The 18,002-nt window shown below is 69.4% G+C and carries 14 protein-coding genes; 6 read left to right on the top strand and 8 right to left on the bottom strand.

What is annotated here, in order from left to right; genetic code table 11:
- Window positions 1-32: 32 nt before the first annotated feature.
- Genes HGB44_RS27400 through rfbA form a run of 3 tightly spaced genes read right to left on the bottom strand, consistent with a single transcriptional unit; the run spans window position 33 to window position 2,208 of the window.
- Window positions 33-296, bottom strand: a complete 264-nt coding sequence (locus tag HGB44_RS27400; protein ID WP_061083189.1) for a hypothetical protein — start codon at window positions 294-296, stop codon at window positions 33-35.
- Window positions 293-1,315 carry a dTDP-glucose 4,6-dehydratase gene (gene rfbB / locus HGB44_RS27395; RefSeq protein ID WP_061083190.1) on the bottom strand — a complete coding sequence of 341 codons (1,023 nt, stop codon included), beginning with the start codon at window positions 1,313-1,315 and terminating at the stop codon, window positions 293-295. The genes HGB44_RS27400 and rfbB overlap by 4 nt, the downstream gene beginning before the upstream one ends.
- Window positions 1,312-2,208 carry a glucose-1-phosphate thymidylyltransferase RfbA gene (gene rfbA, locus HGB44_RS27390; RefSeq protein WP_061083191.1) on the bottom strand — a complete coding sequence of 299 codons (897 nt, stop codon included), beginning with the start codon at window positions 2,206-2,208 and terminating at the stop codon, window positions 1,312-1,314. The genes rfbB and rfbA overlap by 4 nt, the downstream gene beginning before the upstream one ends.
- Before the next feature lie 841 nt (window positions 2,209-3,049).
- On the opposite strand from rfbA, the gene HGB44_RS27385 reads away from it, so the two are divergent.
- The 5 genes from HGB44_RS27385 to HGB44_RS27365 all read left to right on the top strand — a co-directional run bounded on the left by HGB44_RS27385 (window position 3,050) and on the right by HGB44_RS27365 (window position 9,728).
- Window positions 3,050-4,159 carry a DegT/DnrJ/EryC1/StrS family aminotransferase gene (locus HGB44_RS27385; protein ID WP_061083192.1) on the top strand — a complete coding sequence of 370 codons (1,110 nt, stop codon included), beginning with the start codon at window positions 3,050-3,052 and terminating at the stop codon, window positions 4,157-4,159.
- Window positions 4,160-4,306: 147 nt separating this feature from the next.
- Window positions 4,307-5,752 carry an NDP-hexose 2,3-dehydratase family protein gene (locus HGB44_RS27380; protein ID WP_231972637.1) on the top strand — a complete coding sequence of 482 codons (1,446 nt, stop codon included), beginning with the start codon at window positions 4,307-4,309 and terminating at the stop codon, window positions 5,750-5,752.
- 47 nt (window positions 5,753-5,799) lie between these two features.
- A complete protein-coding gene (locus tag HGB44_RS27375) occupies window positions 5,800-6,402 on the top strand; it encodes a dTDP-4-dehydrorhamnose 3,5-epimerase family protein (RefSeq protein WP_061083193.1) in 603 nt (200 codons plus the stop codon).
- Window positions 6,403-6,479: 77 nt separating this feature from the next.
- Window positions 6,480-7,211 (top strand): 3-oxoacyl-ACP reductase FabG, encoded by a 732-nt coding sequence (gene fabG, locus HGB44_RS27370; RefSeq protein WP_061083194.1) that lies wholly within the window; start codon window positions 6,480-6,482, stop codon window positions 7,209-7,211.
- 168 nt (window positions 7,212-7,379) lie between these two features.
- The gene (locus HGB44_RS27365; protein WP_061083195.1) at window positions 7,380-9,728 is read left to right on the top strand and encodes a penicillin acylase family protein; all 2,349 of its coding nucleotides are present in this window, start codon (window positions 7,380-7,382) and stop codon (window positions 9,726-9,728) included.
- A gap of 56 nt (window positions 9,729-9,784) precedes the next feature.
- Here the strand turns inward: HGB44_RS27365 and HGB44_RS27360 are convergent, their stop codons facing one another.
- The gene (locus tag HGB44_RS27360; RefSeq protein WP_210752246.1) at window positions 9,785-11,008 is read right to left on the bottom strand and encodes a beta-ketoacyl-[acyl-carrier-protein] synthase family protein; all 1,224 of its coding nucleotides are present in this window, start codon (window positions 11,006-11,008) and stop codon (window positions 9,785-9,787) included.
- A 376-nt stretch (window positions 11,009-11,384) separates the two neighbouring features.
- Between HGB44_RS27360 and HGB44_RS27355 the strand changes: the two genes are divergently transcribed.
- Window positions 11,385-12,803, top strand: a complete 1,419-nt coding sequence (locus tag HGB44_RS27355) for an activator-dependent family glycosyltransferase (protein ID WP_267909144.1) — start codon at window positions 11,385-11,387, stop codon at window positions 12,801-12,803.
- Here the strand turns inward: HGB44_RS27355 and HGB44_RS27350 are convergent.
- The 4 genes from HGB44_RS27350 to HGB44_RS27335 all read right to left on the bottom strand — a co-directional run bounded on the left by HGB44_RS27350 (window position 12,782) and on the right by HGB44_RS27335 (window position 17,543).
- On the bottom strand, window positions 12,782-14,563 hold the full coding sequence (locus HGB44_RS27350; protein WP_168444170.1) for a fatty acyl-AMP ligase: 1,782 nt from the start codon (window positions 14,561-14,563) through the stop codon (window positions 12,782-12,784). The genes HGB44_RS27355 and HGB44_RS27350 overlap by 22 nt on opposite strands.
- Complete coding sequence (locus HGB44_RS27345; protein WP_061083198.1) at window positions 14,557-16,116, bottom strand: aromatic amino acid ammonia-lyase; 1,560 nt, start codon at window positions 16,114-16,116, stop codon at window positions 14,557-14,559. The genes HGB44_RS27350 and HGB44_RS27345 overlap by 7 nt, the downstream gene beginning before the upstream one ends.
- 3 nt (window positions 16,117-16,119) lie before the next feature.
- Entirely contained in the window at window positions 16,120-17,238 is a 1,119-nt protein-coding gene (locus HGB44_RS27340; protein ID WP_061083199.1) for a class I adenylate-forming enzyme family protein, read from the bottom strand.
- Window positions 17,239-17,309: 71 nt separating this feature from the next.
- Window positions 17,310-17,543: a phosphopantetheine-binding protein gene (locus HGB44_RS27335; protein WP_061083200.1), complete on the bottom strand. Its 234-nt coding sequence runs from the start codon at window positions 17,541-17,543 to the stop codon at window positions 17,310-17,312.
- Window positions 17,544-18,002 lie beyond the last annotated feature (459 nt).

Here is an 18,002-nt window from a genome sequence, read left to right as displayed (position 1 = left end):
GATCTCTCCGGTTTCCGAGCGAGCACGGAACGTCATTCACCGGACACCGTTTCCATGTCTTGTTCCGCGGCGATCGAGCAGACGAAGACGCTCAGCTCGTCGAAGGAGAAACCGTTGAATTCGAGCATCCTCTCCAGCAGGACGATTCCGAACTTGTCCTCGACATGCAGCACGAGCTGCACGAAGCTGAACGAGTCGAGGTCCCCGAACTCGATCTTCCCGGACACGTCCTCTGGTTCCATGATCGATTCCGCGAACCGCACGACCTCCTGGTGGACGGTTTCCTTATCCATCATCCGACCTCCTCTTCCCGGCATGCACGGGACATGCCCTGACCAGTTCCTGTCTCCTTGAGCGGCGTCCACCATTCCCGGTTCTTCGCGTACCACTCCACGACGTCTGCCAGGGCCTCGTGGAATATCGATTCGGGTTGGTATCCGAGCTCCTTGCCCGCCTTCTGGAAGTCCATCGAATAGCGGAAGTCGTGCCCCGGCCTGTCGTCGACGAAATCGACGCTGGACCAGTCGGCGCCGGTCAGGTCCAACAGCAGTCCCGTCAGATCCAGGTTGCTCAGTTCCCGCCCGCTCCCGATGTTATAGACCTCACCGGACCGTCCGGCCACCGCGGCGAGCGCTATTCCGCGGCAGCAGTCGTCGACGTGCAGCCATTCACGAACATTCGTCCCGTCGCCGTACACGGGCACCTTGCGCCCGTCCAGCAGATCGGTGATGAACCGGGGGATCAGTTTCTCCGGGTGCTGGTAGGGCCCATAATTGTTCGAAGGGCGCACGGTGACGATATCGATTCCGTGGGTCCGGTGGAAGGACATCCCGAGCATGTCCACGGAGGCCTTCGACGCGGCGTAGACGGAGTTCGGCTGGAGCGGCCGGTGCTCGTCCCAGGAACCCGCGTCGATCGATCCGTACACCTCGTCCGTCGAGACCACGACCAGCCTGCCCACCCGGCCGCCGTGAGCCTGCCGCATCAGGTTGAACGTCCCGACGATGTTGGTGTCCACGAAATCCGAGCCGTCCGCGATCGACCGGTCGACATGGCTCTCCGCCGCGAAGTGGACGACCATGTCCGCGCGGCGGAGCACGCGGGCCACCGTCTCGGGGTCCCGAACGTCACCGTGCACGAAGGAGAACCGGGGGTCGTCCTGTACCGGTTTCAGGTTCTCCGGGTTCCCGGCGTAGGTGAGGGCGTCCAGCACCAGCACCTCGTCGGGGACGAGGCCCCGGTAGGCCCCGCCGAGAAGGCGGCGCACGAAGTTCGATCCGATGAAACCGGCGCCACCGGTGACCACGATCTTCATCCCGCACCCCGAGCATCCGAACCGTCAAAGGCCATAGCGGTCTCCATCACGTAGCGCCCGTATTCCGATACACCCATTTCGGCCCCCAGTTTGATGCAGGCCTCGACGTCTATGAACCCCATCCGCATCGCCACCTCCTCCAGGCATGCCACCTGGATTCCCTGGCGCTTCCGGAGGACGCGGACATAGTTACTCGCCTCCAGCAGGGAGTCGCAGGTGCCGGCGTCGAGCCAGGTGAATCCGCGCCCCAGTTCCACGAGTGACGCCTTCTGCATGTCGACGTACGCCTTATTGACATCGGTGATCTCCAGCTCGCCCCGGGGCGAGGGCTTGATGGACTTCGCGATCTCGACGACGTCGGAATCATAGATGTACAGACCTGTCACGGCATTATGCGAACGCGGTTCCCCCGGCTTCTCGCATATGGACCTGATGTTTCCCTCGGAGTCCGTGTCGACGACCGCGTACCGTTCGGGTTCCGCGACCGGATAGCTGAACAGCACGCAACCGTCCGTGCTTTTCGTCGCTTCCGCCAGCAGCCCTTGGAACCCGGCGCCGTGGAAGATGTTGTCCCCGAGGACGAGGGCCGACTGCTCGCCCGCCACGTGTTCCGCCCCGATGAGGTACGCATCGGCGATGCCGCGCGGATCCTCCTGCCGACCGTAGGAGACGTTCAGTCCCAGCCGGGAGCCGTCCCCGAAGAGCTGTTCGATCTGAACGAGCGAATCCGGGGCGGAAATGATCATGATGTCGCGTATTCCGGCCAGCATCAGGACCGACATCGGATAGTAGATCATCGGCTTGTCGTAGACGGGGAGCAGCTGCTTCGAAGTCACTGCGGTGATCGGGGCCAGGCGTGTTCCCAATCCGCCGGCGAGGACGATTCCCTTCATCCCATCCCTCCAATATTTCCGCTGCGTGGTACGCGTACTCGCGACCGAACGACCGGATGCCCCGGTGTGAAAATTCTCCGCGATAATTCCCTGCCGTCGGCGCCCAATATATCCCGGACCCCTTATTCAGGGCAGTACAGCGAACGGAAACGAACGCGTAGAATTATTCAGGAAACACCTCGGCGCCCCGGACTCCTGCCGCACCCCTCATTCCGCGGGCGGGAGTGAACGCTTTCCTCCGCGCCCCGGGTTCTTCGACTCCACGCCGAGAACGCCCGGGGCCCGCACCCTCATCGGTGCGGTTTCCACCGGAGCCGACGGTGGTCGGGGCCGCCGCCTTCCCCTCACCGGGACGCCGGCGTCCCGCCGGCGGGACACATCCCGTCCGGCGCGGAGCCCCGGCCGACCGACGCCGTCACCGCACCCCGGAAGCCGGCGAGGGGGCACCAGGAGCGGATTCCGGCGGTCGCCCATCGCTCCGTGACCGCCTTTCCCGGGCGCAGGGGCGCCCGCCGCCCGACCCCCTTCTCCCCGACGGTCACGCCGGAGCGGCCTCGCCCGCGGACAGGTCCGTCCCGATGGGGGGCGTCGGCCCGCTCATGGCCCTCTCTGGCGCGAAGACACTTTTCCCGACCGAGTTGTCTATGGTTAGCTGTTCATCGGCGCCTGAGGCGATCCGCCATTCGGATATTCCTTTTCCAAGGGGCTTGGCCCACAACAGCCCGGGCGATTACAGCGAGTATCGACGTCCACACGGGCGACCTCCGAAAAAGGAGCGCGAAAGCGCTGCGTCCAGACACCGGACGGCAGGTCGACCGAAGAATACGAATGGGAGTACCGGATGGCCATACATGTCTGGGCATACCTTGCGGAATACGAGGAGGAGCGCGCAGAGATACTCGCGGCCGTCGACACCGTGTTCAGTTCGGGCCAGCTGGTTCTCGGACGGGCGGTCCGTGAGTTCGAGGAGAAGTTCGCCGAGTACCACGGCACCGGGTTCGCCGTCGGGGTCGACAACGGCACCAACGCCATCGTCCTCGGTCTGCGCGCCCTCGGGGTGGGCCCGGGGGACGAGGTGATCACCGTGTCGAACACCGCCGCTCCCACCGTCGTCGCGATCGACGCCGTGGGCGCGGTCCCCGTCTTCGTGGACGTCCACCCCGACACGCTGCTCATGGACACCGACCAGGTGAAGGCGGCGGTGACCCCGCGCACGCGTTGCATCGTCCCGGTCCACCTCTACGGCCAGTGCGTCGACATGGAGCCCCTCGAACGTCTGGCCGCCGAGCGGGACCTGGTCATCCTGGAGGACTGCGCCCAGGCCCACGGAGCCCGGCACCACGGCCGCGTCGCCGGTTCGATGGGCCATGCCGGGGCGTTCTCCTTCTACCCGACGAAGGTCCTGGGCGCCTACGGCGACGGCGGCGCGGTGATGACCGACTCCTCCGCGGTGGACGCCGCCCTCCGACGGCTTCGGTACTACGGGATGCAGGACCAGTACTACGTCGAGAGCACGCCGGGCCACAACAGTCGGCTCGACGAGGTCCAGGCCGAGATCCTGCTCCGCAAGCTCACCCGACTGGACCGCTACGTGTCCGGCCGCCGCGCCGTCGCCGAACGCTATGCGCGGGAGCTCGCGGACACGTCCCTCCTCCTCCCGACGACCGCTCCGGGGAACGACCACGTCTACTACCTCTACGCGGTCCGGCACCCGCAGCGCGACCGGATCATCCAGCGCCTGAAGGACCAGGGGATCAACCTCAACATCAGCTACCCGTGGCCGGTCCACACGATGCGCGGATTCGCCCATCTCGGATACCGGACGGGCGACCTCCCGGTCACGGAGAAGGCGGCCGACCAGGTCTTCTCCCTGCCGATGTACCCGTCCCTCTCCCGTGAGCACCAGGACCGGGTGATCGGCGCACTCCGAGAAGTCCTGTCGACTTTGTGAGGACCCGCGGCGAACACCCCCCGGGGAGTGTTCCGCGAAGGCTTTCGGATCAGCGAGCGGCCGTCCGGGCGATCTCTCGCAAGACGGTTCGCGCAGGTCAGCCTGCTCGGCTTTTCAAGCGAAACCGGCGCAGCGGGAGGCAGCCCGGTGGTCGCGAGCCCGAAACGGTCCAAGGAACACTCCCTAGGAGCGATCATCTTCCACGCACCAGCGACCGCGAGACTCACGCGTTCGGCAGTCGCCGACCTGCGCCCATCCGGGCTGGAGGGCTTCCACCAGTGGTGGCGCGAGCGCAAGGACGCGGCACACTTCTCGGTGGATCCGATCCCCTTCGCGCAACTCGACGAGTGGGAGTTCTCCGCGGAGACCGGAAACCTCGGCCACACCAGCGGGAGGTTCTTCAGCGTCGAGGGCGTGCAGCCGCACGGCGCGGAGTCGACCCGGTCAGGACAGCCGATCATCTGCCAACCGGAGATCGGCACCCTGGGCATCCTGGTCAAGGAGTTCGACGGCGTACTCCACCTGCTGATGCAGGCCAAGGCCGAACCCGGGAACGTCAACGGCATACAGCTCTCCCCCACGGTCCAGGCGACCCGAAGCAACTACCGCCGCGTTCACCGGGGCGGACGCACCGAGTACCTGCGCTACTTCGCCGACGCGGCGGAACACGTGCTGGTCGACTCCCTCCAGGGCGAACAGGGCATGTGGTTCTGGCAGAAGCAGAACCGCAACCAGGTCGTGGAGACGACAGGCGACGTGCCGGCCCTCGGGAACCACCGGTGGCTGACGCTGCACGAACTCAGGAAGCTCATGTCCGTCGACGACCTCGTCAACATGGACAGCCGCACGGTCCTGAGCTGCCTTCCCCTGGCCCCGCCCGTGGACGGGCCCGCCGCCTCGTCCGACCCGTTCACCCTGGCGCTCGCGCGGTCCTACCGCAGCCTGGACCCGGCCTCCGCCTTCCCCGCGCAGCACGGTGAGGGGGAGCTGCTGAGCTGGCTCATCGACCAGCGGGTCCACAGCTCGCTGCGGCCGCGCCTCGTGCCGATGCGGAACCTGCGGGACTGGAGCCGCACCGATTGGGAGATCGCGGACGCGGGCGGGAAGGACTTCCGCATCATCGCCGTACGCGTCGAAGGCGGCGGGCGGGAAGTCGCGGCATGGACCCAGCCCCTGCTCGCTCCGCGCGCACCCGGGCTGGCCGTCTTCCTCGTCGCGCGGATCCGGGGCGTCCTCCACGTGCTGGCCCAGGCCGGGGAGGAGCCCGGAGCCCGCGAGATCGCCCACATCGTCCCCACGGTGCACGTACCCGCGGGAGCGGAGGCGGGGGAACCCGCGCACCTCCTCGAAGCGGCCCTCACGGAGGACCCGGACCGGGTCCGCTTCGACACGGTCCTCTCCGAGGAGGGCGGGCGCTTCCACCACGCCCGCACGCGCACGCGCGTCGTCGAGGTGGACGCCGGAATCACCGGGGAACCGGCGGAACGCTTCCGCTGGATCACCGTCGGGCAACTGGTCGGACTGCTGCACCACGGCCCGCACGTGAGCATGGAGGCACGCAGCCTCATCTCCTGCCTGCACAGCCTGTGGTGACGGATCCGGGCAGAGGTCCGGTCGGCCAGGAGCAGAAAGGAATCCAGATGCAGGTCAATCCCTTGTCCGTCACCGGAGCCTACGAGTTCGTCCCGGACCTGTTCCCCGACCGCCGCGGATTCTTCGCGGCGCCGTACCAGGAGCAGGCGTTCACGAGGGCGGTGGGCAGACCGCTGTTCGGCGTCGCCCAGTCCGGACACAGCAGATCCCGCAAGGGGGTGGCCAGAGGCATCCACTTCACCAGCGCGCCTCCGGGAATGGCCACCTACGTCCACTGCGCGCGGGGACGGGTCCAGGACTTCGCCGTGGACCTGCGCGTCGGATCGCCGACGTTCGGCCGGTGGGACACCCGCGTACTCGACTCGGAGCGGTGCAACGCGGTCTACCTGCCGACAGGCATGGGCCACGCGTTCCTGGCCCTGGAGGAGGAGAGCACCGTCTGCTACCTGCTCTCCGAGGGATACGTCCCGGAGAACGAACACGCGATCTCGCTCTTCGACGACGCGATCGGCCTTCCGGTCCCGGCGGACACCGAGGTCGTCCTCTCCGATCGCGACAGGTCCGCGGTCTCCCTTGCCTCCGCCCTCTCCGCCGGGCTCCTCCCGTCCTATGCAGCGTGCCTGCGTCTGGAGGAGTCCAGTGCGCCCTGACCACGTCCCGGCTCCCGGCGGGGGCACAGCGCCCGCGTCTGTATCCGTATCCGCATCCCACGCCCACGGAGGAAGCCATGCCATCGGTACCGAGTGATCGAGAGTCCCCCCGATCGGTCGTCGTCACCGGCGGGAACCGAGGAATCGGACTGGCCGTCGCGCGACGGTTCCAGGCGTCGGGGGACCGGGTGACCGTGACCTACCGTTCCGCGCCGCCCCCCGACGACATACACGGCGTACCGTGCGACATCACCGACGGCGCGCAGGTCGACGCGGCCTTCGCCAAGATCGAGGCCAACCAGGGGCCGCCGGAGGTCATCGTCGCGAACGCCGGCATCACCAACGACCGGCTGATGGTGCTCATGAGCGAAGACGACTTCTCCGGCGTCGTCGAGACCAACCTCCTCGGAAGCTTCCGGACGGTCAAGCGGGGTCTTCGCAACATGCTGCGCGCCCGGAGCGGCCGCATCATCCTGCTCTCCTCCGTGGCCGGCATGCGCGGTTCCCCGGGACAGACCAACTACGCCGCGACCAAAGCGGGCATGGTCGGCCTCGCGCGCTCACTCGCCCGCGAGGTCGGCTCCCGGGGCATCACCGTGAACGTCGTCGCCCCGGGAGTCGTGGAGACGGACATGACGGCGTCGCTTCCCGAGAAGCGGAAGAGCGAGATGCTGCGGGAGGTCCCGCTCGGCCGGTTCGGCACGGTGGACGATATCGCGGGGGTCGTGGAGTTCCTCGCCTCTCCCTCCTCCGGCTACATCACCGGTGCCGTCGTCGCCGTCGACGGCGGGTTGGGCATGGGGAACTAGGCCGCGTTCTCCGAACATCCGCCGCGCTTCGGTCCTCCCGTCGCCCGCTGCCGCCCCCACCGTCCGGCCCGCGGTCGACAGTCCTTCCGCCGTGCTCTGCGCCCCTTGAGCGCCAGCGGCCCCCGACCCCGTTCCAGCGTGACCGACCTGAGGAGTTGAGCCGTCCGAATGCCCCGAAGACGCCTTCCCGCACTCGCCGCCCCCGCCCTGGCCCTCGTACTGGCCACGGGATATCCGGTCCACGCGTCGGAACACCCCCCGGGCGAGCGGTTCGAGTCCGAAGCCCTCAAGGAGGACGTGGAGATCCTTGTGGACGAGTGGGGCGTGCCCCACATATACGCGCAGAACACCGACGACCTGTTCTTCGCGCAGGGCTTCAACATCGCGCGCGACCGGCTCTTCCAGATCGACCTGTGGCGCCGGCAGGGACTGGGAGAGCTCTCCTCCGCCTTCGGCCCGGAGTTCGTGGAGCACGACACCGCGGCCAGGCACCTGCTGTACCGGGGAGACATGAAGGAGGAGTGGCGGAGCTATCCGAAGCCGACGCGGAACGCGGTGACACGGTTCACCGAAGGGATCAACCAGTACATCTCCCTCGCGCGGGACGTTCCCGGGATGCTGCCGCCGGAGTTCACCGAACACGATTACCTGCCCGAGCGCTGGGCCCCCGAGGACGTCGTCCGCATCCGCAGCCACAGCCTGGCGTCGAACGTCGAGTCCGAAGTCGCCCGGGCGGTCGTCACCTGCCACGCGGGTCCGCGGGCGCACCTCCTCGACCAGGCCCTCCGCCCCGAGCGGGAGCTGTCCGTGCCCGACGGGCTGGACCCCTGCGACGTTCCCGCGGACGTGCTCGACTCCTACCTCCTGGCGACCGAGCCCGTCTCCCTCGACACCGGGGGCGCGCCCGACACGCTCCTGGGACCGGTCGCGGGAGAGGGCAGCAACACCTGGACCGTCTCCGGTGAGAACACCGCCACCGGGCGACCCATCCTCGCCAACGACCCCCACCGGGCGACCCTGCTGCCCTCGACGCGCTACATCGTGCACCTGTCCGCCCCGGGAACAGACGTGGTGGGAGCCGGGGAGCCCATCGCCCCCGGCATCTCGCTGGGGCACAACGGATCCGTCGCCTTCGGCCTCACCAGTTTCGAGGTCGACCAGGAGGACCTCTACGTCTACGAGCTGAACCCGGACGACCCGAACGAGTACCTCTACCAGGGGGAGTGGGAGTCCTTCGAGACGGACACCGAAACGGTGGCGGTCAGGGGCCGGGAGGACGTCGAGGTCGACGTCTCCTTCACCCGGCACGGGCCGGTGCTCCACCGGGACCTGGAGAACGACCGCGCGTTCGCTCTGCGCACGACCTGGCTCGAACCGGGGACCAGCCCCTATCTGGGGGCCCTCGGGCTGATGGGCGCGTCGGACTTCGACGACTTCTCCTCGACCGTGCGGCGGCTCGGCGGCCCGCCCCTCAACTACTCCTACGCCGACGCCGACGGCGACATCGGGTGGCGGCCGGGGGGAATGGCACCCCAGCGCGTCGGTTACGACGGCCTGCTCCCCGTGCCCGGCGACGGCTCCTTCGACTGGGACGGGTTCCACGGAGGGGCGCGGCTCCCCCAGGTCCACAACCCGCCCAACGGGTTCTACGCGAACGCCAACAACCTGCCGATCCCCGACGGCTCCGCCCCGGACTACGGGTTCCAGTGGGCGGCGCCCTACCGGTACGACAGGATCACCGAAGTGCTCTCCTCGTCGAACCGGCACACGGTCGCCTCGATGGCGGATCTGCAACTGGACGAGGTCTCCCTCCCCGCGAGGGAGATCGTCCCCCTGCTGGAGGGCCTGGAGACCGAGGACGCGTCGGCGAGGGCCGCGATCGCGCTGCTCCAGGACTGGCCCGGTCACGTGGCCTCCGCGGACTCGGCCGAAGCCGCGCTGTTCGAGACCTGGATCATGGCCCATCTCGCCTACACCGTCATCAACGTGGCGCTCCCCCGGCCGGCGGCCGAACAGATCCTCACTCCGGACATCTCCACCCTGATCGATGTCCTGCACGATCCGGAACCGTGGTTCGGCCCCGAGGGCGAGCTGATCCGCGACCAGCTGATGGTGAGCACGCTGGGCCTTGCCTACGACGATGTGGCCGGCCGGCTGGGGGACGACCCGGGCCAGTGGCGTTGGGGGGACCTGCACCAGACGGTGTTCACCCATGCCGCGGGCGACGACGTGGGCCCGTTCGGCCGCGGCGGCGGGTGGGAGACCGTCAACATGTCCGTCTTCCACCCCGTTACGTACCAGCAGATCGTCGGCGCCACCACGCGTGTCGTGATCGACGTGGGCTCCTGGGACGACTCCCTCGCCACCAACGCCCCCGGGCAGTCGGGGGATCCGCGCAGCCCCTTCCACCAGGACCTCGCACCGCTGTGGAGCAGCGGCGAGTTCTTCCCGCTCCTCTACTCCCGTGATGCGGTGGAGCAGCACACCCGTATGCGGATCGTCCTCCGGGCCGACTGACCCCCGCGCCCCGCGGGACCTCCTTCCCGCGGGGCGCGCCCCACCGCCGTTCAGCGTCAGGCGGGCTTCCACCGCCTCATCACCAGCACCGCGTTGTGCCCCCCGAAACCGAACGAGTTGCTCACGGCGACATCGACCGGACTCTCCTGGGCCCGGTGGGCGACCAGGTTCATGTCCGGGTACTCCGGCTCGTCGCAGTTGATGGTCGGGGGGATGACGCCGCTCAGCAGCACCTCGCTCACCACGGCGGCCTCGACCGCACCGCTGGCGGCGAGCATGTGCCCGGTCATGCTCTTGGTCGAGCTCACCGCCACCGCGGCGGCGTTCTCCGGCAGGACCCGGCGCAGCACCGCGAGCTCGTTGGCGTCGTTGGTGGGCGTCGCCGTACCGTGGGCGTTGACGTAGTCGACGTCGCCGGGCTCGACTCCGGCGCTGTCCAGAGCCATCCTGACCGCCCGCTCCACCTCGGGGGCGCCCTCGGGGGGCGCCGTGAGCTGGTAGGCGTCGCAGGTCGCACCGTAACCGACCAGCTCCGCGCGGATCGGAGCCCGTCGTCTCAGGGCGTGCTCCGCGCTTTCCAACACGATGACCCCCGCACCCGCCGCCATGACGAACCCGTCCCGGGACACGTCGAAGGGGCGGGAGGCTCGGGTCGGGTCGTCGTTGCGCCGGGACAGCGTTCTGGCCCGGGCCGCCGCCGCGACCTCGAGTCGGGTGAAGGCGTCCACGCCCCCCGCGATCACCACATCGGCGCGCCCGCTCTGGATCAGGCGCATGCCCTCGCCCACGCACATCGTGCCCGTCGCGCATGCCGCGACCATTTCGGCGCACGGGCCCTGGGCCCCCGCGTGGAGCGCGACCTCGCCGGCGACGCTCATCCCCATGGTCGGGAAGACGGTCGGGCCGACCGCCATGTAACCCTCCTCGTCCAACCGGCTCTGGCTGGCGATCGCCAGCCGTGTGGAGCCGATGATCGATCCCGCGAACACGGCCGTGCGCGGAGCGGTCTCGGGCCCGATCTTCAGTTCCGCTTCCTCCAACGCCATCGACACCGCCGCGATCAGCGGATGCATCGGCCAGTCGAGGCGCCGCAGCAGAGGCCGGGGCAGGTGCGCCGCGGCGTCGAACCCGACCAGCTCGCCCCCGATGCGCACGGGCAGGTCAGAGGTCTCGAACGCGGAGATCTCCCGGATCCCGCTGGCGCCTCGGACCAGTCCCGACCAGGTCTCCTCCCAGCTCGGGCCGAGGGGCGAGACCACCCCGCGGCCGGTGACCACCACTCGCCGCGGACTCGATGTACCAGTGGACGCGGTTGTCCGTTCGGACGCCATGGCTTCCCTCTTTCGATGACTCGGCGGATCCTTGCCCTGAAAACCGGATTCTTGCCCCGGAGGTACTTCGATGGCGCCCACGGGATCGGTGTGCCTTTCCCGCTCCCCGGGGGGAACAACGGCGCCTCCACCGGCGGGTCGCGCGGACGCGCGGAAGCGGCGGGGAGCCGCCGACCGTCCGCAGGTCCGCCTCGACCGCAGGTCGGGACGCCTCCCCCGGGGCCGCTCTCGTCCCCCGCGTCCGAACGCGGACTCCGCGGCCGACGCTTATCCACCGGGATACGGATAAACATTCTTCAACGCGGCAGCAGGATTACGAACCCCAATGGAGGCACCATCATTTTATGATACTATTTTACCGGCCATTCCCACATGCGGGCAATCTGTCAGGCGCATTCATTCGCCCTTTCGCCCGCCGGAGAATCTGCAGCACCCCGAACACACCCGGAAGCACAGGCCACAAGGAGCGCCGCACGTGCGAATTCTTTTTTCCGCCTATTCCGAGAAGACACACTTCTTCAGCATGGTCCCGCTCGCATGGGCCCTCCGCGCGGCCGGCCACGAGGTCCGGGTCGCGAGCCACCCCGAGCTCGCGCCGACCATCACCGAGGCCGGTCTGACCGCCGTCCCGGTGGGACGCGACCACGGGATGTGGCGGGTGCTGTCGACGGTGCACGGCACCAAGCACTGGAGCCAGGTCCCACCGTTCGACGTCGCGGACCAGCCCGCCGACGCGGTCTCCTTCGAGTACCTGAAGGACGGCTACGACGGCGTCGTACCGTGGTGGTTCCGCCTCACCAACGACTCCTTGAGCGCCGACCTCATCGAGTTCGCCCGGCAATGGCGGCCGGACCTGGTGGTCTGGGAGCCGACGACGTTCGCCGGAGCCGTCGCCGCCGAAGCGGTGGGAGCACTGCACGCCCGGCTCACCTGGGGGGTCGACCTCCACGGCCGGGTCCGTGAGATGTTCGTCCACGCCCGGGACCAGCAGCGTCGCGGCCCCGAGGACGACCCTCTGCGCCGATGGCTCGCACGACTCGCCGGGTCCGCGGGGGTGCCCTACAGCGAGCGGCTGACGGTAGGGCACTTCACCATCGACCAGCTGCCCCCGTCGTTTCGCCTGCCGACCTCGCTGCGCTACGTGGACATGCGATACGTCCCCTACAACGGCCCCTCGGTCGTGGAGGAGTGGCTGCGACGCCCACCCTCTCGGCCTCGGGTGGGCGTCTGCCTCGGCTTGACCGCGCGGGAGCGCGGGGGCGACGAACCCCTGCCGCTCGCGCGGATCGTCGAGGCGCTGGCGGCGGCGGACGTCGAGGTCGTGGTGGCGCCGGCGCCGACCGGGGTCCGGCTGCCCGCCAACGTGCGCACGGCGGAGTTCGTCCCGCTCCAGGCGCTCGCTCCGACCTGCTCCGCGCTCGTCCACCACGGGGGCTTCGGGACCGCCTGCACCACCTCGGTCCACGGCGTTCCCCAGCTGGCCATCGCCGACCAGCTGGACGCCCCCCTCATCTCCCGCGGCATCGAGCGGTACGGCGCCGGGCTGCACCTGGACCCGCGCGACGCCGACCCGGCATCGGTGTCCGGCGCACTGGCGAGGCTGCTGGGCGAGCCCGGTTTCCGCCGCGGCGCCGAGCGTCTGCGCGAGGACATGACCGCCCTGCCCTCCCCCGCCAGTGTGGCCGAACAGCTCGTGGAGTCGGTCTCAGAGCACCGCGCCCGTCAGAGCACACCCGCCAGGTAGCGCTCGCGGCAGGTCCCGCGCCGCAGCTTGCCGCTGGTGGTGCGGGCCAGACCCCCCTTGCGGACGATGCGCACATCGGCGAGGGCGAGGCCGTGGTCGCGGTGGGCCGCCCGGCGGACCGCCGCGATCACCTCCTCCCGCTCAGGGGAACCCGGTCCCGGCGGACGGCCGCCGGTCTCCACGAGGGCGACGACCCGGGGCCCGTCCTCGTCGGCCGCAGGGTCGAAGGCGAGCACGGCGGCCCTGGCCGTCGGCACCGCGCCCTCGATCGAGGCCTCGATGTCCTCGGGGAAGTGGTTGCTCCCCCGTACGACGAACATGTCGTCGATCCGCCCGTTGAGGTAGAGCCGGCCCTCGTGGAGGAAGCCCGAGTCCCCCGTGCGCAGCCACGGCGTATCGGCCTCCCCCGCGGGGGAGGCGATCCTCGCGTCGAAGCGCGGGGACCGGTCCTGCGGCGAGTTCCAGTACCTCTGCGCGCAGTTGGGCCCCCGCACCCAGACCTCACCGACCCGACCGTCCGGGAGCGCGGCACGGGTCTCCGGGGAAACGATGCGCACCACCACGCCCTCCATCAGCCGGGCGCAGCCGACGAGCCCGGTGGCCGGGGCGCCGGACCCGCCATCGGGTACCTCGACCGCGTTTCCCCGCTCGAGGCCCGCACGGTCGAACATGCGGACCCGCGTCCCCTCGCCTCGCGGCGCCACGGCGACGGTGAGCGTCGCCTCGGCGAGCCCGTAGCTCGGTATCAGCGCTCCGGGGGCCAGGCCGCAGGAGGCGAAGGCGTCCGCGAACGCAGCCACGGTCTCGGAGCGCACCATCTCCCCGCCGATGGCCAACACGCGCAGGCTGCTCAGGTCGAGTGAGCGCGCCCGCTCCTCGCTGATCCGATCGACGCAGTGCCGCAGGGCGAAGTTCGGCGCGACGCTCCAGTCCGCCCGGTGGTCCGAGATCGCCTTCAGCCACTGGAAGGGGTCCCGGATGAACTGCAGGGGGCTGAGGTGCACCGTGTGGATCCCCGCGCTGAGCGGTCCGACGATGCCGCAGATCAAACCCATGTCGTGGAACAGCGGTACCCAGGAGACCACGGTGCGCGCCGGCATGAAGTGCGAACCCAGCTGCCAGGCCGTGGCCGCCAGGTTGCCGTGGGTGATGCAGACTCCCGCCGGATCACCGGTCGAACCCGACGTGTACTGCAGGTACGCGATGCGGTCCGCGCCGTGGTCCGGTTCCCGGAGCAGCGGCCGCCGCTCACCCTCGTCCACGGTGTCGGCGGTCAGGACCTCCGTCGCTGGGGCGACGTCGCCCAGCAGGCCGCGCACCGACCGTTCGGCTCCGGTGGTGGTGACGGCCAGCGCGGGACCGCTGTCGGCGAGCACCGCCCGCAGGCGCTCCTGGCCGCGGAAGAACTCCGGGGCGTGGAGCGGAACCGCGACGACACCCGCGTACAGGCAGGCGAGGAACGCGACGATGTAGTGCTCGTCATGCGGGCACATGATGGCGACCCGCCCGTCGTCGGGGCACCTCTCCTGGATGCGCCTTGCCAGGACCCGCGCCCGGTCGTCCAGCTGGGCGTAGGTGAGGCCGACCCCTCCGGAGGCGGCGCCCGCGAAACTCACCGCGGGCGCCGATCCGGAATCCCGGGCCAGCCGCTCAAGGGCCAGGGGGAGGGGCTCCAGGCGGACCTCCTTCTCCCCGATCACCATGTCGAAGCCGGAGGCAGCCGTGAAGGCCGCCTCACGGCCGGCGTCCGCGGTTACCATCCCTCTCCCCTCACCGGTCCCGAGAGCGACGGCGCCCACGTGGGAGCCTCGCTCCCCAGCCACCGCACGGACGCCGACCTCATCAGGTCGCGGGCGGAACGCACCTCCGCGGCCAGCGGCCGGTCCCGGTCCAGGGGCGGCGACGCCTCACCGAGCAGGGCCCACGGCTCCCGCGACCCGCCGACGTCGCGCAGTGCGGCGTACTGCGTCACCGCCAGCGCCAGTGACCCCACGACCAGCCACGCCAGCTCCACCGCCCGCGACACCGAGACGGCGCCGTTGAGAGCCATGGGCACGTGGTCCTGGTTGCCTCCGTTGGTCGGGAGCGCGGTCAGCCCGGACGGGTACACCAACTGGCGTATGCGAGCGACGAAAGAGGTGGCGCTGAGCTGGACGCCGGCGATACCGCTGCCCTCGCCGGGACGGGGCGTCAGCATCGGGGGCAGCCCGCCGTTCGTGCCCGGCGAGCACAGCATCGCCAACTGGCGCTCGGCCAGGAAGGCGACCTGCTGGAGGCACAGCCCGAGCTGGTCCGAGCTCAGTCCGACGGGCATCGCGTGGAAGTTCCCGCCGTGCAGCACGCTCCCCTCGTAGCAGATGGGGTTGTCCGTGCAGCCGTTCGCCTCGCGCAGGAGGATCTCCTCGGAGCCGGCGAGCTGGTCGAGCACCGCGCCGAGGACCTGCGGAGCGCAGCGCAGGCTGTAGGGCTCCTGCAAGGGGCGCTCCGAGGAGCGCTGGTGGTCCTCGGGGAGCGCCTCGCGGATCCACCTCGCCGCGGTGCGCTGGCCCTCCTGGCCGCGTACGACGCCGAAGCCGTCGTCGTAGGCCTCGGGGTTGGCTCCCGCCAGCTCGGCGAACCTGGCCGTGAGAGCGGCGGTGGCGCGCGTCAGCAGCGTGATCTCCCAATGGTTGGCCAGACTGACCGCGAGGCCGACACTGGAACCGTTGACGAAGGAGAGCGCCTCACGGGCCGACCAGGTCACCGGCTCGACCCCGGCCCCGGTGAACCACTCGGCCGCGGGGCCGCGGCGCCGGTCTCCGTCGGCGGAGCGGGACCACACCTCTCCGGTGCCCGCCAGGGCGAGGGCCGCATGGGCGAGCGGCTGAAGGTCCCCGCTGGCGCTGACGGTCCCCTCGCACGGGATCACGGGGGTGAAGCCGAGGTTCCAGATCCGGGCGAGTTTTTCCCAGAACTCCGGAGGCACCCCTGAATACCCCCTGCTCATACTCCGCAACCGCAGCCACATCACCAGGCGGCTGACGTCCGGGGTCAGCGCGTCACCCTGTCCGGTGGCCAAATGGGAGATGAGGCCGAGCCCCTGTGCCTCCAGGGAGTCCGAGGCCGCGTAGTCGACGAGCGGCCCGAACCCACGGGTGATCCCGTACACCTGATCGTCGGAGGCGAGTACCTTCTCCAGCGCGGTGACGCTCGCCCGCATGCGTTGCAGGTCGTCGGGCGTGCACTCTTCGATGACGGCCTTCTCTGAGGCGAGTTCGAGGAGATCGGCGATCCTCGTGCCCACAGCTCGGTCCTGGGACGACTGGTTGGCCATTGGCTATCCTTCACCGTAGTGTCCGGAACCCGGTTGCACGAGCCGGACTTTTCCTGTCTCGGAGCGTTCGATGCTCTCGACGAATCTGACGCGGTGCGGGCGGAACTCCGGAAGGTCCGCGGCGAGGGCGGCGCGCACCTGTTCCTCACTGGGCTCGCCCGGGGAGAACGGCACGATCAGCAGATCGATGTGCTCACCGCTGATGGCGTGCCGGACTGGTTGGCACATCAGGTCCCGGCACTTCACCACCGGTTCGACGCGGCGTTCCAACGTGTCGAGGTTGACCCGGCGCCCGTTGACCTTCACCAGGCGGCCGCGCCGCCCCGTGAACCGGAACCGGCGGTCGCCGACCGGAACGACGTAGTCGTCGGTGCACCAGCTGTCCAGGGGTGTTCCGTCCGGGCTCTTCGCCAGGCGGGGGCTGCGGACGACGAGGGGGGTCTGGGTGTCGCCCGCAGGGCCGTCGACCGCGAGGGTGACGTCGTCGAACAGCCGCCACATGCCCTCTTCGTCGTCGTGCCGACGCCAGGCGACGCCTCCGGTCTCCGTCGATCCGAAGACCTCGGTGATGCCCATCCGCCCGGGTCCGAGCGCCTGGGCGAACCGGTCCGCGGTCGGGGGGAGCATCGCCGTACTGTGCAGAGCCGCGATGTGCTCGGTCGACCCGACCCACTCCGTCTGGCGCTCCAGTATGGAGAACGTCCACGGCACCGCCACGACCGCCCACCGGCGCGCCTGGTGTCCGGGCATCGAACCGAAGTACTTGGGCCGGTACCAGGCGGGCAGGCCCAGTCGAGCCGGCATGAGCACGCTGGCGAGCGCCCCGTACACGTGCCGTGGAGGTGCGAAGGTCAGCACCGCCTCGGGCCGGGAGGGCCGCACCAGCTCTCCGAGCAGGGCCGCCTCCTCCAGCAGCTGCGTCCGCGAACGCAGCCACGTCCTGCTCTCGCCCGTACTCCCCGACGTGTGGAAGTCCACCTCCGACAGAAGGCTGTCCGCGAGCTCCGCACGCGTGCTCGGCCCGGCGCGGTCCCAGCGCACGCACCACGCCTCGTCATTGAGCTGCTCCGAGAAGAACCCGAGGCTGAGGAATTCCTGGGGGGTCACCTCTGAATAGGGCACTGCTCACACCTCGATCAACGTGCAATGCACACAGTGACAGACCTGCAGAACGCGGAGAAAACCGAAGAAGCTCAGAGGAGCGCAAGCAGATCATTCGGCGTCCGAACATCGGCGATCTTCTCCTCGGGAACCTCGACCCCCGTCGCCCGTTGCAGGCTGAAAGCGATCTCCACCATGGTCAGCGAGTCGATCTCAAGGTCCTCCACAAGGAGGTGGTCGGGCTTTATTTCCGAACGGGGAATTCCGGAGACTTCTTCGATGGTGGCCGCGATGAAATCGAAGTCCAGGTTCATTTCAGTCGACATGAGAGCAACATATCCATTCACCCCCCTTCTCTCCAAGCCGGGGCCGGGAAATCATGCCTGATTTGCCGTAGATAACCCGACCGAACGCCATCGCATACGGAATCACGGGCCCCGGGGCACCGAACGGGGTGCACCGGGGCAGTCGGTTTCTCCTGTGCGGCTCCGTCAGACCAGCCGCGTGGACCGAACGGGGAGAACCGCCGGAACCGCATGTCACAAGCCATTGCGGCGGGAAATGCGCGGCCCGTGCACGCGTAGCACGCCGAACCGGACCGCATTCGAGGCGCGAACGCGACCGGCGGTTCGCGCCGCCGCACCCGCCGATTCGACCAGTGCGCGAGGGCGGCGGGACCACGGCCGCCCTTCCCCGGCGGGACGCCCGGCTTGGGAACCCGCTCCGCGGCCCGGACGGCGCCGGCCTCTGGCGGTCGAGAAGGCAACGACACCACGGCGGCGACA

The organism is Nocardiopsis alborubida (assembly GCF_012396365.1).
Classification (GTDB): Bacteria; Actinomycetota; Actinomycetes; order Streptosporangiales; family Streptosporangiaceae; genus Nocardiopsis; species Nocardiopsis alborubida.
The sequence above is the reverse complement of the archived record's forward strand: the minus strand, read 5'-3'. Positions and strand labels throughout refer to the sequence as shown.

What these genes read in the sequence shown, in the direction of transcription:
- HGB44_RS27400 (WP_061083189.1), bottom strand. Translation starts at nt 296, where the DNA reads ATGATGGATAAGGAAACCGTCCACCAGGAGGTCGTGCGGTTCGCGGAA.
- rfbB (WP_061083190.1), bottom strand. Translation starts at nt 1,315, where the DNA reads ATGAAGATCGTGGTCACCGGTGGCGCCGGTTTCATCGGATCGAACTTC.
- rfbA (WP_061083191.1), bottom strand. Translation starts at nt 2,208, where the DNA reads ATGAAGGGAATCGTCCTCGCCGGCGGATTGGGAACACGCCTGGCCCCG.
- HGB44_RS27385 (WP_061083192.1), top strand. Translation starts at nt 3,050, where the DNA reads ATGGCCATACATGTCTGGGCATACCTTGCGGAATACGAGGAGGAGCGC.
- HGB44_RS27375 (WP_061083193.1), top strand. Translation starts at nt 5,800, where the DNA reads ATGCAGGTCAATCCCTTGTCCGTCACCGGAGCCTACGAGTTCGTCCCG.
- fabG (WP_061083194.1), top strand. Translation starts at nt 6,480, where the DNA reads ATGCCATCGGTACCGAGTGATCGAGAGTCCCCCCGATCGGTCGTCGTC.
- HGB44_RS27365 (WP_061083195.1), top strand. Translation starts at nt 7,380, where the DNA reads ATGCCCCGAAGACGCCTTCCCGCACTCGCCGCCCCCGCCCTGGCCCTC.
- HGB44_RS27355 (WP_267909144.1), top strand. Translation starts at nt 11,385, where the DNA reads ATGGAGGCACCATCATTTTATGATACTATTTTACCGGCCATTCCCACA.
- HGB44_RS27350 (WP_168444170.1), bottom strand. Translation starts at nt 14,563, where the DNA reads ATGGTAACCGCGGACGCCGGCCGTGAGGCGGCCTTCACGGCTGCCTCC.
- HGB44_RS27345 (WP_061083198.1), bottom strand. Translation starts at nt 16,116, where the DNA reads ATGGCCAACCAGTCGTCCCAGGACCGAGCTGTGGGCACGAGGATCGCC.
- HGB44_RS27335 (WP_061083200.1), bottom strand. Translation starts at nt 17,543, where the DNA reads ATGTCGACTGAAATGAACCTGGACTTCGATTTCATCGCGGCCACCATC.